This window comes from Dysosmobacter sp. HCP28S3_G4 (assembly GCF_052065175.1).
In the GTDB taxonomy this organism is placed as follows: Bacteria; Bacillota; Clostridia; order Oscillospirales; family Oscillospiraceae; genus Oscillibacter.
The window spans coordinates 33,812-48,444 of the sequence record NZ_JBQHUP010000006.1 but is presented as its reverse complement, the minus strand read 5'-3'; the positions used below and the strand labels follow the sequence as shown (position 1 = coordinate 48,444).

Annotated in this window: 12 protein-coding genes; 1 reads left to right on the top strand and 11 read right to left on the bottom strand. The window is 63.9% G+C overall.

Going from position 1 to position 14,633, the window contains the following annotated elements:
- Positions 1-273 precede the first annotated feature (273 nt).
- A complete protein-coding gene (locus ACTNBU_RS02855) occupies positions 274-1,692 on the bottom strand; it encodes a spore germination protein (RefSeq protein WP_441030520.1) in 1,419 nt (472 codons plus the stop codon).
- Positions 1,693-1,861: 169 nt separating this feature from the next.
- On the opposite strand from ACTNBU_RS02855, the gene ACTNBU_RS02850 reads away from it, so the two are divergent.
- Positions 1,862-2,800 carry an AEC family transporter gene (locus ACTNBU_RS02850; protein WP_441030518.1) on the top strand — a complete coding sequence of 313 codons (939 nt, stop codon included), beginning with the start codon at positions 1,862-1,864 and terminating at the stop codon, positions 2,798-2,800.
- Positions 2,801-2,865: 65 nt separating this feature from the next.
- Here the strand turns inward: ACTNBU_RS02850 and ACTNBU_RS02845 are convergent, their stop codons facing one another.
- The 10 genes from ACTNBU_RS02845 to ftsW form a co-directional block, all read right to left on the bottom strand.
- Entirely contained in the window at positions 2,866-4,101 is a 1,236-nt protein-coding gene (locus ACTNBU_RS02845) for a dicarboxylate/amino acid:cation symporter (RefSeq protein WP_441030516.1), read from the bottom strand.
- A 314-nt stretch (positions 4,102-4,415) separates the two neighbouring features.
- Positions 4,416-5,660, bottom strand: a complete 1,245-nt coding sequence (locus tag ACTNBU_RS02840; protein WP_441030514.1) for a dicarboxylate/amino acid:cation symporter — start codon at positions 5,658-5,660, stop codon at positions 4,416-4,418.
- Between the two features lie 225 nt (positions 5,661-5,885).
- A complete protein-coding gene (locus tag ACTNBU_RS02835) occupies positions 5,886-6,605 on the bottom strand; it encodes an aspartate/glutamate racemase family protein (RefSeq protein ID WP_441030512.1) in 720 nt (239 codons plus the stop codon).
- A 221-nt stretch (positions 6,606-6,826) separates the two neighbouring features.
- Positions 6,827-7,162: a hypothetical protein gene (locus ACTNBU_RS02830; protein WP_441030510.1), complete on the bottom strand. Its 336-nt coding sequence runs from the start codon at positions 7,160-7,162 to the stop codon at positions 6,827-6,829.
- A 159-nt stretch (positions 7,163-7,321) separates the two neighbouring features.
- Positions 7,322-8,371: a SpoIVB peptidase gene (gene spoIVB / locus ACTNBU_RS02825; RefSeq protein WP_441030508.1), complete on the bottom strand. Its 1,050-nt coding sequence runs from the start codon at positions 8,369-8,371 to the stop codon at positions 7,322-7,324.
- Between the two features lie 220 nt (positions 8,372-8,591).
- A complete protein-coding gene (gene ftsZ, locus ACTNBU_RS02820) occupies positions 8,592-9,719 on the bottom strand; it encodes a cell division protein FtsZ (protein WP_441030506.1) in 1,128 nt (375 codons plus the stop codon).
- A 180-nt stretch (positions 9,720-9,899) separates the two neighbouring features.
- Positions 9,900-10,646 carry a cell division protein FtsQ/DivIB gene (locus ACTNBU_RS02815; protein WP_441030504.1) on the bottom strand — a complete coding sequence of 249 codons (747 nt, stop codon included), beginning with the start codon at positions 10,644-10,646 and terminating at the stop codon, positions 9,900-9,902.
- A 52-nt stretch (positions 10,647-10,698) separates the two neighbouring features.
- Positions 10,699-11,955, bottom strand: coding sequence for a UDP-N-acetylglucosamine 1-carboxyvinyltransferase (gene murA, locus ACTNBU_RS02810; RefSeq protein WP_441030502.1), 1,257 nt, complete (start codon positions 11,953-11,955; stop codon positions 10,699-10,701).
- A 62-nt stretch (positions 11,956-12,017) separates the two neighbouring features.
- Entirely contained in the window at positions 12,018-13,175 is a 1,158-nt protein-coding gene (murG, locus tag ACTNBU_RS02805) for an undecaprenyldiphospho-muramoylpentapeptide beta-N-acetylglucosaminyltransferase (protein WP_441030500.1), read from the bottom strand.
- Between the two features lie 117 nt (positions 13,176-13,292).
- The gene (gene ftsW / locus ACTNBU_RS02800) at positions 13,293-14,387 is read right to left on the bottom strand and encodes a putative lipid II flippase FtsW (RefSeq protein WP_441030565.1); all 1,095 of its coding nucleotides are present in this window, start codon (positions 14,385-14,387) and stop codon (positions 13,293-13,295) included.
- Positions 14,388-14,633 lie beyond the last annotated feature (246 nt).

The window sequence follows — 14,633 nt, the reverse complement described above, 5'->3', positions numbered from 1 at the left end:
TTTTCCGGCGGCTTTTTGGGCGAGAGACTTCCTTTCATATAGAAAGCTCTCTGAAAAGTGGGGGAGCTCGAGGGGGCGGAGCCCGCCTCGAACGAAATCGAATGTCTGCAAAAAGCCTGCGTCAGCAGGCGTTTGCGCCGCGCAGCGGCAGATCTTCGGACCGCGCAGCGGTCCAAAAATCGAGACATTAGTCAGGCGGTTAAAAAAGTCTCCGGACTTTTTCAACCGCCTGCGCCGCCGGAAATTTTCCGGCGGCTTTTTGGGCGAAGAACGTCACGTGTTGTCCCGGCTGATGGGCTCCCGGATGAGGAGCCGCTTCAGGGCCTTGCCGTTGAAAGGCACCAGGGGATAGAGGTAGCCCCGGCCCACCATGGGCTTGGTGGTGGCCAGCAGGAGCAGAATGCCCAGCACCCCCAGGACGAAGCCCCACACGTCGAAGGCCGCCGTCACCAGCAGAAGCGCCACCCGCAGCAGCTTGAAGGCGTAGCCCATCTCATAGCTGGGCTGGGCGAAGCCCGCCACGGACACGAAGGCCATATACACCAGCACCTCCGGCCCCAGCCAGCCCGCCTGGACGGCGAAGTCGCCCAAAATCAGCGCCCCCAGCATGGAGAAGGAGTTGGACAGGGAGTCCGGCGTGTTCAGGGACGCCAGCTTCAGCACGTCGATGAGAAATTCCACCACCAGCAGCTGCCACAGCAGCGGCAGGGACGCCGGCTCGGGAGAGGACAGGAATTCCAGCCAGCCCGGCAGGCGGTTGGGCTCGCTGACCATCAGATACCAGGCGGGGGTGATCAGCAGGGAGATGAGGAACACGATGGCCCGCAGCAGCCGCAGATAGGTGCCGATGAGGGGCGGGAAGTAGAACTCGTTGGCCTCCTGGGCGAAGTCGAAGAAAGTGGTGGGCAGGATCATCACCGAGGGGGAGTTGTCCACCAGCACCACAATGTTCCCCTCCAGCACGCTGGCGGCGGCGCTGTCCGGCCGCTCGGTGTAGCGGACCTTGGGGAAGGGGTTGTACCACTGTCTGGGCCGGATGGCCTCCGCCAGACTCTCCTGGGCCATGGTCAGGGACCGGGCCTGGACGCCCGCCAGCTTCTCCCGCAGCTCCCCCAGCAGGGACTGGTCAACCCGGTCGTCCAGATAGCACAGCACCACGTCCGTCCGGGACCGGTCGCCCACTTTGTGGCTCTCCATGGTGAGATGGGGGTCCCGGATGCGGCGGCGCAGCAGGGCCATATTGGGCACCACCGCCTCCACGAAGCCGTCGTGGGAGCCCCGGAGGACCTTGCCGTCCAGGGGCTCCCCCACGCTGCGGGCGGGGTACTCCTTGCAGTCCATCAGGGCGCCGCCCCGGAGGCCCTCCATCAGCAGCAGGGTCTTGCCCAGCAGCACGGAGGTGACGATGTCCTCCGTGTTCTCCGTCACGTTGGTCTCGGAGAAGGTGATGTGACGGTCCGCAAAGGCCTGCATGTCCGTCAGGCCCTCCACGTCCGCCGGGGTCAGGGACAGCCAGAAGGCCCCCATGCGCTCCAGGGTGCCGTCCTTGCCGTAGCCGTCCACAACCCAGATGCGGCCCCGCCGTCCGCCGATGAGAAAGTCCCGGCTGACGATGTCGCAGCTGCGGCCCACGCCCAGCGTCCGGTCCATCCATACCACGTTTTCCTGATAGCTGTTTGACAGTCGTTCCATAGCCCACCTCCGGCAACGCCCCATAGTATGGGCGTTTTCGGGCAGAATATCCCTGTTCCGCCGGACAGCGGAGGCAAAAATTGCAAAATTCTATAGACGGAGGAGGGCGGCGGTGTTAAGATAGTACGGATACAAAATTCAAGCCAGAGGAAAATTGAGGAAAATCACCATGGAAAATCTCATCGTCGCCCTGAACGCGGTGCTGCCCATGTTCCTGATGATCGGCGTGGGCTGTCTGGCCCGTATGCGGAAGATGATCTCCGACTCCGCGGTGCGGCAGGCCAACTCCCTGTGCTTCCGGGTATTCATGTCCATCATGCTGTTCCACAACGTGTACAGCTCCGATCTGCGGACCGCCCTGAACTGGCCGCTGATCATCTTCTGCTGCGCCGGCGTTCTGGCGGAGTTCTGCATCGGCGTGCTGCTGATCCCCCGCCTCGAACAGTCGCTCCCCGCCCGGGGTGTCATGCTCCAGGCCTTCTTCCGCACCAACGTGGTGCTGCTGGGCCTCCCCATGACCATCTCCCTGTTCGGCGCGGACGAGGTGGGCCCCATCAATATCCTGTCCTCCGTCATCGTGCCGCTGATCAACATTCTGTCGGTCATCGCCCTGGAGATGTACCGGGGCGGCAGGCCCGACGTCCGGCACATGGCAAAGGGCGTGGCCACCAACCCCCTGGTCATCGGCGCCCTGCTGGGCATCTGCGCGTCCCTGACGGGCCTCCGGCTGCCCGGGATCGTGGAGAGCGCCGTTCGCAGCATCGGCACCGCCGCCACGCCCATGGCACTGGTGCTGCTGGGCGCGTCCCTGGATTTCAGCAAGTTCGGGAACTCCCTCCGCAGTGCCCTCATCTGTCTGGTGGAGCGGCTGGCGATCAGCCCGGCCATCTTCATCAGCATCGCGGTGCTGCTGGGCTTCCGGGGCGTGCCGCTGGCGGGCGTGATGCTGGTGTTTGCCTGCCCGGTGGCGGTGGCCTCCTTCACCATGGCGGTGGAGCTGGGGGGCGACGCCGATCTGGCCGCCGAGATCGTGCTGCTGACTACGGGACTGTCCTGCTTCACCCTGTTTCTGTGGATATTGCTGCTGAAGAACCTGTGCCTGATCTGAGACAAACCGAAAAAGCGCCCCCGCTGTTTGAAACAGCGGGGGCGCTTCGTCTTGTATGGAAGGACTTACTTGGCGTTCTTCTTCGCCTTGTCCTGCTCCCACTTGGAGACGCAGAGGGCGCAGGAGATGTCGCCGGTGACGTTCAGGCAGGTACGGCCCATGTCGAACAGGCGGTCCACACCGTAGATGATCATGATGAGGTTCACATCGATGCCCATGGCGGTGAGAACCATGGCCAGCATGATCATGCCGGCGCCGGAGACACCGGCGGTGCCGATGGAGGCCAGGGTGGCTGTCACCACGATGGTGACCATCTGGCCCATGGTCAGGTGGACGCCGGCGCAGGTGGCCAGGAACACGGTGGCCACGCACTGGTAGATGGCGGTGCCGTCCATGTTGATGGTGGAGCCCAGGGGCAGAACGAAGGCGGAGATATCGTCATCCGCGCCCAGCTCGGCGGCGCACTCCTTGGACACCGGCAGCGTGGCGGCGGAGGACGTGGAAGTGAAGGCAAAGATCATGGCCGCGGCGGCGCCCTTGAAGAACCGGATGGGATTCATGCCGGCAAAGACCTGCGCGGACAGGGAGTACACCAGCACCGCGTGGACGATGTAGCCAAGGTACGCGCACAGCAGCACCAGCGCCAGATGGCCCAGGATCTCAGCACCCTGAGTGGCCACCACCCACGCCATCATGGTGAACACGCCGATGGGGGACAGGCTGATGATGAACTCCATGAGGCGGCTGATGACCTCATTGAAGGAGGAGACGATATCCCGGCAGAGACGGCCCTTCTCCCCGGCCGCCAGAATGGCGCCGCCGAAGAACAGGGCGATGACGATGACCTGGAGCATGTTGGCCTTCACGAAGGCGTCCCACATGTTGGAGGGGAAGATGCCCACCAGGGTATCCATGAAGTTGGCGGAGGTGGCCTTCTCCCAGACGGCGCCCTCCTCCAGAGAGAGGGTGGGGAACAGCCCGGCGCTGTTGAAGATGTTGGCGAAGACCAGACCGATGACGCAGGCAATGGCGGTGGTCACCAGGAAGTAGGCCACCGTTTTCACGCCCACAGAGCCGACCTTCTTCATGTCATCCATGGAGATGATGCCGTCGATCATGGACAGCAGCACCACGGGCACCACGATGAACTTCAGCAGGTTCACGAAAATGGTGCCGAAGGGCTTCAGATAGTTGGTGGTGAAATCCGCCGTGCCGGTGAAGAAGCAGAGCAGACCCACCGCGACGCCGAGGATCAGTGCGATCAGGATCTGCATGGGAAGACTGATTTTCCTCTTGTTCATACGCCCACCTCATTTTGTTTTTTTCTCAGTTCTGCCTGGAAGTAATTTCGTTGTTTTACACGAAATTGTTTTACTGAGTGCTCACATTATAGCAAAATCGACTGTATCTGTAAAGAGCAGTCTTCAGAAAACTCTCGATTTTGTAAAAAAAATGTGAATTTTCCCGCGTGCCGTCAGGCCCTGGCAAAGCCGGAGGGCCTTCTTTCCGGACACGGCCCCGATCGCTCCGCCGCCCGCAGGACTGTCCCGCGGTCTTCTGCGCAAAAAACCGGCTGCCGCGGGTATGCGGCAGCCGGGTCGCTGTATGGACGGGTTTACTTGGCGGCTCCGGCGGACTTCTCCGCCTTGTCCCGCTCCCATTTGGTGACGCAGACGGAGCAGGCGATGTCGCCGGTGACGTTCAGGCAGGTGCGGCCCATGTCGAACAGGCGGTCCACGCCGTAGATGATCATGATGAGGTTCACATCGATGCCCATGGCGGTGAGCACCATGGCCAGCATGATCATGCCCGCACCGGAGACGCCGGCGGTGCCGATGGAGGCCAGGGTGGCCGTCACCACGATGGTGGCCATCTGGCCCATGGACAGGTGGACGCCGGCGCAGGTGGCCAGGAACACAGTGGCCACGCACTGGTAGATGGCGGTGCCGTCCATGTTGACGGTGGCGCCCAGGGGCAGGACGAAGGAGGCAATGTCGTCATCCGCGCCCAGCTCGGCGGCGCACTCCTTGGACACCGGCAGCGTGGCGGCGGAGGAGGTGGATGTAAAGGCGAAAATCATGGCCGCAGAGGCCCCCTGGAAGAAGCGGATGGGGTTCATGCCCGCAAAGGCCCGGGCGGACAGGGAGTACACCAGCAGGGCGTGGACGGCGTAGCCCAGATAGGCGCACAGCAGTACCAGCGCCAGATGCCCCAGGATCTCGGCGCCCTGGGTGGCCACCACCCACGCCATCATGGTGAACACGCCGATGGGGGACAGGCTGATGATGAATTCCATCAGCCGGTTGATGACCTCGTTGGCGGAGGACACCATGTCCCGGCAGAGATGGCCTTTCTCTCCTGCCGCCAAAATGGCGCCGCCCAGGAACAGAGCGATGACGATGACCTGGAGCATATCGGCCCGCACGAAGGCGTCCCACATGTTGGAGGGGAAGATGCCGATCAGGGTGTCCATGAAGTTAGCGGTGGTGGGTTTATCCCAGACGGCGCCCTCCTCCAGAGAGAGGGTGGGGAACAGCCCGGCGCTGTTGAAGATGTTGGCGAAGATCAGGCCGATGACGCAGGCCACGGCAGTGGTCACCAGGAAGTAGGCCATGGTCTTTACGCCCACGGAGCCCACCTTCTTCATGTCGTCCATGGAGACGATGCCGTCGATCATGGACAGCAGCACCACAGGCACCACGATGAATTTCAGCAGGTTCACGAAGATGGTGCCGAAGGGCTTCAGATAGCTGGTGGTGAAGTCCGCCATGCCGGTGAAGAAGCAGACCAGGCCCACCGCGATACCGAGGATCAGCGCCATCAGGATCTGTACGGGAAGGCTGATTCTCCTCTTGTTCATACGACCACCTCATTCAATGATTTCTCAGAACTTCCGGGGACCGTTTTCGCCGTTCCTTTTGAAAGCAGTCTTTTCTGAGTAGTTTCATTATAGCAGAGGAGTTTGTCGCTATCCGGGGAATCCTGGAATATTCTTACAAATTTGTAAAGATGCCGGAGTAATTCTCCGGCATGCGGCGCAAAAAATCCCGGACCGGCTGGAGGCCGGTCCGGGGAGGTCTTTCGTTTATGGTTCGCCCTTGACGTGATAGCCGCAGAAGCGGATGGCCGCCTTGGCCAGCTCCTCCGTGGGATCGATGACCGGGGCGTCCAATCCCAGCAGCCGGAAGGCCGGGGGCAGCTCCGTGCAGCCCAGGATGAAGCAGTCCGCGCCCCGGGCCGTCAGGGCCGTCAGAACGTCCTCCAGCTCCTGCCGGTAGGTCTCCGGCGCCGCGCCGGCCTTGACGCCGTCGTAGATGACCCGCATCAGCGCCGCCTGCTCTGCCTCATCGGGGACGAGACAGGGCACCTCCGCGGCGGCCAGCACCGCCTGATACAGCCCCGTGGACAGAGTGCCAGTGGTGGCCAGCACTGCCGCCGTGCCGCCGGGGAACCGCTCCCGGCAGGCTTTGGCGCTGATGTCCAGCATGTTCAGGAAGGGTACCTCCGTCAGCGCCTGCAATTGGGGCAGGTAGTAGTGGGCGGTGTTGCAGCCGATGATGAGACAGTCCGCCCCGCAGGCCTCCAGCTTCCGCAGGGAATCCGTCATGGCGGGCATGGGGTCCGCGCCGCCGTGGAGGATGGCCGCCGTCCGGTCCGGGACAGCGGTGTTGTTGTCGATATAGACCCGGATGTGCTCCGCGTCGCTGGCAGCGTCCGTCAGCAGGACGATCTTTTCAAACAGGTCCACCGTGGCCAGGGCGCCCATGCCGCCCAGGATGCCCACGCTCTTTTTGCTGCGCTCCATTTGCAGTCTCCCCTTCCTTTTCTGTTCAGACCTGACGGCTCCGGTGAAGTCCGCCTGACGGCTCCGCGCACAGACGCCGTTCAGGGCGTTGAGGAACTTCCCGCCGTCCCGAGCTTCCCGATCTTCTCCATGGCGGATGCGCCGCCCTTTGTATGCCTTTTATATGCTGTTCAGCCGCGGCGCATACGCGGCGCGGCGGCAAAGTTCTCTCTCGGGACGCTTCACAGCAGGTATTCACACAGGATCGCCCTGATCCCGATGACGCTCAGAATGGCGGGCACGCCATATGCGTCCCGCTTTCTCACCTCGTCCCAGTCGATGTCAAAGGGCGTCATGGGCTGGTGGTAAAGATTCTGATAGGAGCAGAACAAATGCTTCCAGCGGCAGAGATACCCGATGAGATCATACAGCGCCAGACACAGCAGTCCGACGCCCATCCAGAAGCAGTACCCGCCGCCGCTCCGGGCAGGCAGCAGAATCACCATCAGCGGATACCCATATCGGTGAACGTAAGCCAGCAGCATGGTCACAAGTCCTCTCACGTCATCCAAGCCCATAGCTGCTCCTCTCCGCGGCCCGGACAGGGCAGCCGGTCTTTTGTTTTGCATGATTTTGCGCTCTGCGTATGGGGTGTTATCTGATTATAGCACACATATGATGCGGATGCAAACCCGGCACAAAGGGGAAGCGCACACTTTCGTGTGCGCTTCCGGGGCTTATCCTGCGGCTTCCAACATATTTTCGATCAAAATGCCATATCCTCTGGTTGGATCGTTCAGCAGCACGTGGGTCACTGCGCCTACAAATTTTCCGTTCTGAATAACCGGCGAGCCGCTCATCCCCTGCACGATGCCGCCGGTGGCGGACAGCAGGTCCGGGTCCGTGACGGTGATCAGCAGCTGCCGGGAATCCCCAGCCGTGGGCGTCAGCTTCGTCAGCTCCACGGTGTAGTCCCGAACGGTGTCGCCCTCCACGTTGGACCGGATGACGGCGGGGCCGTTCTCCACCTCCGACGCCATGGCCACCGGCATGGCCTCGCCCACGGCTTCCGCGGCGTCTCCGCTCTCCAGTTTGCCGAAGACGCCCTGGTCCGTGTTGGCGGTGAGCTGGCCCAGACAGGTCTCCAGATCAAAGTCGCCCCGCAGCTCTCCCGCCGCACCGGCCTGGCCCTTTTTCACCGCCTTCACGGTGGAGGGCAGGATGGAGCCGGAGGAGAAGGGCATCAGCTGGGCGGTATCCGTGTCGGTGATGCCGTGGCCCAGGGCGCCGAAGGTGTTGGTGGCGGGATCGTAATAGGTCATGGTGCCGATGCCCGCCATGCTGTCCCGGATCCAGGCGCCGATGGCCCAGTCGCCGCTGTCGTTTTTCTGGGGCTGGACGGTCATGGTCTTCCGGCTGTCCTCCCGGTTCACCTGCAGCTCCACCGCCGTTCCTCCGGCGGACTGGAGCATGGACTGGAACTGCTCCGAGGAGGTGACGGCGGTGCCGTTGCACTGGATGATGACGTCGCCCTTTTCCAGTCCGCCGCTTCTGGCGGGACATTTGCCGGACGTCAGGCCCACCACCAGGACGCCCCGGGCGAACAGCTTGATGCCCACGGTGTGGCCCACCGGCACCAGCTCCCGCACCGTCTCCGTCTCCGGCGGCGTCATATCCTCCGCCGCGGCCGCCTGTCCCGCGCACACCGGCAGCGCCAGCAGCGCCGCAAAGCAGACGGCGGCGCCCCGCCGCAGTCGTCCTTTTGATTTTTCAACGCGTTCATGCAAAGAAATCCCTCCTTTCTGAACCGCGCCGGCATTTCCGCCGGCATGCTTACTCTTTGCAGTTTCCGGCGGAATACGACGGGCAAATCCATGCAGAACACCCATGGAAGACATGCCTTTCGCAGCGGCGGCGGAGAGAAAAAGATCTCCGCAGACAAAGTCTGCGGAGATTGGAAAAATCTTTCAATTTGTACACAGGGAAGGGACTTCCGGACAGGGGAGGTCAGTCCCGCTTCTGGAAGATCTTGAAAATATCGGCGAAGGGATCGTCCTCCTGGACAGGCTTGGGGTCGTCCGCTACGTCCAGCGGCGTGGGCTCCTGGACGCCGGAGGGAGCCGCGGGCTGGGCCTCGGTCTTGGCGGCGGGCTTGTCCGCGGCCTTCTTCTCGTCGGGGGCCTCGTCGAAGCCGGTGGCGATGACGGTGACCCGGATCTCATCGTCCAGGGTCTCGTCGAAGGTGGCGCCGAAGATGGTGAGGGCGTCGGGATGGACGGCCTGCTGCACCAGGGTGGCGGCCTGCTCCACTTCCTCCAGGCCGATGTCCATGGAGCCGGTGACGTTGATCAGCACGCCCCGGGCGCCCTCGATGGAGGTCTCCAGCAGGGGGCTAGAAATGGCCATGCGGGCGGCCTCCTCGGCCTTGCCCTTTCCGGCGGCCCGGCCCACGCCCATGTGGGCCATGCCGGCGTTCTTCATGACGGCAGTGACGTCGGCGAAGTCCAGGTTGATGAAGCCGGTATCCTTGATCAGGTCGGAGATGGACTGCACCGCCTGACGCAGCACGTCGTCGGCGATTTCGAAGGCGTTGACGAAGGTGATCTTCTGGTCCGTGGCGAACTTCAGCCGCTCGTTGGGGATGATGACCAGGGAGTCCACCCGCTCCTTCAGCTCGTTGATGCCGGCCACGGCGGCCCGCATCCGGCGGGGACCCTCGAAGCCGAAGGGCTTGGTCACCACAGCCACGGTGAGGATGTCCATCTCCTTGGCGATCTCCGCCACGATGGGGGCTGCGCCGGTGCCGGTGCCGCCGCCCATGCCCGCGGTGATGAATACCATGTCCGTGTTCTCCAGGGCCTTGCTGATCTGGCTGCGGCTCTCCTCGGCGGCCTTGCGGCCCACCTCCGGGTCCGCACCGGCGCCCTGACCGTGGGTCAGCTTCTCACCGATCTGGATCTTATAGGTGGCGCTGGACACGTTCAGCGCCTGCTTGTCCGTGTTGACGGCTACAAATTCCACGCCCTTGGCGCCGGACCGCACCATGCGGTTCACCACGTTGTTGCCGCCGCCGCCCACGCCGATGACCTTGATGTTGACTACGGTGTCGGGAGTCGTCTCCATACCGAATGCCATAGTGGTTCCTCCTACAATAGTTTGTCCACGGAGAACGCTCCGGCCAGCCGGAGACGCCGCTTCCGATAATATCCCAATATGTTGTTATTGTAAGCCACTTTTCCCTCGAGGTCAAGTGTCCTTTGCCGCTTTTCCCCGGGAAAGCTGAAAATTCCCTGATACGCCCTGGAAGCTCCTTCCTCACTTCTGCCGGATGTGGGCCTCTCCCTCAATGGTCAGGTCGATGATGCCCGTCTCGTTGCTCTCCAGCCGGGCCATGGCCTCGTCCACGAACCGGAGCAGCTTGCCGTAGTCCGCCCCGTAGGGCATCACCACGGAGAAGCGGCCGGCGTAGTCCATCACCAGGGTGGCGGGGTTGTCCAGGTGGATGGCGTCCACCTGCTCCACCGCCTCCGCCTCATCCAGGGCCGACAGTAGGCTCAGCAGGCTCTCCTGCCGGGTGTGGAACTCCGTGGCCAGGGCCATGTGGGAACCCACCGACGGGGCCAGCAGCTCACAGCCGTCGATGACCGGCAGGTCCCCCGTCTCCTGGGCGGTGCCCACCAGCTTTCCCGCGCCGCTGATCACCCAGACCACGCCCTCCTGTGGGATGGCGTAGGTGGAGGCGCACTCCGTCACCTCGATGAGCAGGGTGTCCGGCAGCTTCGGCACCGGCCGGACGGTCTCCAGATAGGGCAGCTGCTCCGTCATCCGCTGGGAGATGGCGGACCGGTTCAGCAGGAACAGATTGTCGCCTGGGGACACGCCGGAGGCCTCCCGGATCTCGTCTTCGGTGTAGCGGACGTTGCCCTCCACCACAATGGTCTCCACCTTGAAAAACAGAGTCAGAGCCACCACGATGACGGCGCTGATGGTCAGCACCGTCAGAAGTCTGTAGAGAAATCCGGAGCCGCGCCGGCGCCGGCGCGGTCTGCGTTTTCTGGCCATCCGCCCACCCTCTTTCGCTGTGCAGTCTTCCCGTCCGGCCCGCCGGACGGGATCACGTCTCCTCCCGGAGAATTTTCGCGCCCAGGGACTCCAGATCCCGGGCCAGATCCTCGTAACCACGGTCGATGTGGCTGATGTTCTCCACATGGCTGACGCCCTCGGCGGCCAGCGCCGCCACGCACAGCGCCGCGCCGCCCCGCAGGTCCGTGGACCGGACGCAGGCGCCGTGGAGCCGCTCCACGCCGGTGACCACCGCCACCCGTCCGGAGACCTGGATGCTGCCGCCCATGCGGATCAGCTCATCCACGTGGCGGTAGCGGCTGGTGAAGATGTTCTCCTCGAACACCGTGGTGCCCCGGCTCCGCAGCAGGGCTGCCATCAGCACCGACTGGGCGTCGGTAGGGAAGCCGGGATAGGGCGCCGTCCGCACCGGAGAGACGCTCCGCAGCCGCTCCGGGGCACGGCAGGTGATGCCGCCGCTGTCGCCGGTGACGGTGCAGCCCGCCTCCCGCAGCGCTGCCGTTACGGTGGAAAGGTGCCGCTCCCGCGCCCCCAGCAGCCGCACCTCTCCGCCGGCGGAGGCCGCCGCGCAGAGATAGGTGGCCGCCGCGATGCGGTCCGGCATGACGGTATAGGTACAGTCGTGAAGGGGCCGCTTCCCGGTGACGGACACCTGGTCCGTCCCGGCACCGGAGACCTCCGCTCCGCAGGCGCGGAGATAGTTCTGCAAGTCCACGATTTCCGGCTCTCTGGCGGCGTTGACGATGCGGGTGACGCCCTCCGCCCCGCAGGCCGCCAGCATCAGATTCTCCGTAGCCCCCACGGAGGGCAGGCTCAGCACGATGTCCCGTCCCCGCAGCGCCGGAGCCCGGCAGTGGAGGGCGCCGCCCTCCTCCTCGATCTCCGCCCCCAGCTGCCGCAGGCCGCTGATATGGAGGTCGATGGGCCGGGGGCCCAGTTCGCAGCCGCCGGGATAGGTCAGCTCCGCCTGGCCGCACCGGGCCAGGATGGCCCCCAGGAAAATGGCGGACGAGCGCATCTCCCGCATCAGCGTGTCGGCGATGTCCCACCGGCACAATCCGGAGGTGTCCACCGTCAGGACGTCCTCCTGCCACACGGCGTCACAGCCCAGATACCGCAGGATCTCCACCGACGCGTCCACATCCCGCAGCCGGGGACAGCCCCGCAGCTCCGTGACGCCGCCGTTCAGCAGCGTGGCCGCCAGGATGGGCAGCACGCTGTTCTTCGCTCCCTGCACCGGCACCTCGCCGGACAGCGGATGCCCGCCCTCCACCAGAAAACGACTCATATTCTCCCCTCCGCACTCCATGTTTTCATCGTTCCATGGTATGCGGCGGGGAGGCGGGTTGGTTACCGCTTCTCCCCGGGGCGCCGGTCACAGACCTCCAGCACCGTCTCGTAGATCCGCTCTGTAGCGTCCCGGATGCCCAGCTTCGCCATGGCCGCCGCCATGGCGGTCCGGCGCTCCGGGTCCCGGAGGATGGAACAGATCAGGCGGTACAGCTCCTGCCCGCTGGAGTCCTTCTCCAGCAGGACGCAGGCGCCGCCGGCCTCCTCCAGCACCCGGGCGTTCTTCTCCTGATGGTTGTTGGTGACGTAGGGGGACGGCACGATGAGGGCCGGGACCCCCAGGGCCGTCAGCTCGCTGATGGTGGAGGCGCCCGCCCGGCAGAGGACCAGATCCGCCGCCCGCATGACGGTGCCCATGTCGTAGATATACTCCCGCACCTGAATGGCCGGATGGGCGGCGAGATCCACGTCCCGCTCCTCCAGCGCCGCCAGCAGCTTGGGATAGCCGCCGCTCCCGGCGCCGTGGATGTGGTGGAAGGACTCGTTCTTGGCCTCCAGGGCCAGACAGTCCGCCATCTCGGCGTTCATGCCGGAGGCCCCCAGGGACCCCCAGAAGGACACCACCAGAGGCCGTCCGTCATCCACGCCCAGCTTCTCCTTGGCCTGTTCCTTGGTCAGGTCAAAGAAGTCCGTCCGCACCGGCGTGCCGGTGACGCAAATCTTCTCCGGGTGCTTGTAGTGGGCCCGGCAGGACTCGAAGCCCACCATGATCCGGTCCGCGAAGGGCTCCAGCATCTCGGTGGTGAGACCGGGCACCATGTTGGACTCGTGGACCGCCGTGGGGATGCCGGCCTTTGCCGCCGCCTTCACCATGGGGTAGCTGGCGTAGCCGCCGGTGCCGATGACCACGTCGGGCCGGAATTCCCGCAGGATGGCCCGGGCCTCATGGGGGGCCCGCAGCAGATTTCCCACGGAAATGATGTTGTGTTTGATCTCCGACGGCCGCATGGACCGGTGGAAGCTGGAGATGTGGACCGTCCGGAAGTCATAGCCCGCCTTGGGGATCAGGTCCTTCTCCAGACCCCGCTCCGCTCCCACAAAGAGGAATCGGGTGTCCGGATCCTTTTCATGCATCAGCTGTGCCAGGGCGATGGCGGGATTCACATGGCCCGCCGTGCCGCCGCAGGTGAAGATGACACGGTTCAGTTTCTGTTCCATATGCCCACCGCCTTTCTTTGAATGAGGAATTAGGGATTAGGAGTTAGGAATTAGGAGTTAGGAATTCAGGGAAACGGGAAATTCCTCATTCCTCATTCCTCATTCCTAATTGATCCGCTATCCCGCCCTTGTGGGCTTCATCTGCCGGGACACCGACAATACCACGCCCATCTCCGCCAGCTGGATCATCAGTGCCGTGCCGCCGTAGGAGAAGAAGGGGAGGGAGATGCCCGTGGCGGGCAGCAGTCCCGTCACCACGCCGATGTTCAGGAAGGTCTGCATGGCCAGCAGCGACGTGACGCCGATGACCAGCAGGCTGCCGAACCGGTCCCGGGCGTGGAGGGCGATCCAGTAGCCCCGGAGGATCAGGGCGGCGAACAGCAGCATGATGATGCCCGCGCCGATGAGCCCCAGCTCCTCGCAGACGATGGAGAAGATGAAGTCGTTGTGCTCCTCCGGCAGATACATGAACTTATTGCGGCTCTTGCCCAGGCCCACGCCCAGCAGGCCGCCGGAGCCGATGGACAGCAGGGACTGCACCATCTGGTAGCCGTCGCCCTGGCGGTCCAGCCAGGGGTCCAGCCACATGTCGATGCGGGAACGGCCGTAGCCGCCCACGAACACCACCAGATAGCCCAGCACCGCGCCGACGCCTCCCGCCAGCGCCACCCAGATCCACCGGATGCCCCCCGCCAGCATCAGGATGGCGCCCACGCCCAGAATCAGCAGCGTGCCGGAGAGGTGGGGCTCCATCATCATCAGGACGGCGATGATGCCCAGGCGTATCACATACGGCGCCACGCCGTAGCGGAGGGTCCGCATTTTGTCCTTTTTCTTCGATATGGTGTCGGCAAAGTACAGCACCACGGCGAACTTGGCGATCTCCGAGGGCTGGAAGGTCAGGATGTCGCCGATGCCGATCCACCGCCGGGCGTTGTTCCGCACCTGGCCGATACCGGGGATCAGCACCAGCACCAGCAGCACCACGGACAGGATCATCAGGGGCTTTGCCAGCGCCCGGTAGCGCTGGTAGTTGATCTTTCCGATGATGCCCATGGCGGCGAAGCCCATGATGGCGAACACGCCCTGCCGGATCAGATACTTGGCCGGGTCGTTCTCCTTGTAGTACGCCCGGGGGAAGCTGGCAGAGAACAGCATCACCAGTCCGATGCCCACCAGGATCACCACCAGCAGGAGGAAGGGCAGGTCGATGGGGCCTCTGGCCAGTTCCCGGCTCTCGGCCTCCCGCTGGGCCTGATACTGCCGGCGCTTCTGCCGGGCCAGCGCCTCCTCCCGTGTCAGCGGGCGCTTTGCCTGCTTCTGCTTCACGTTCGCTCGCCCCCCCTTCGGAGAATTAGGAATTAGGAATGAGGAATTAGGAATTCAGGGGGCGGACATGCTCCGGCTTCCCGGCGCCCACCTCTGCAATTAGGAATTCAGGAGTCGGGACTAATTCCT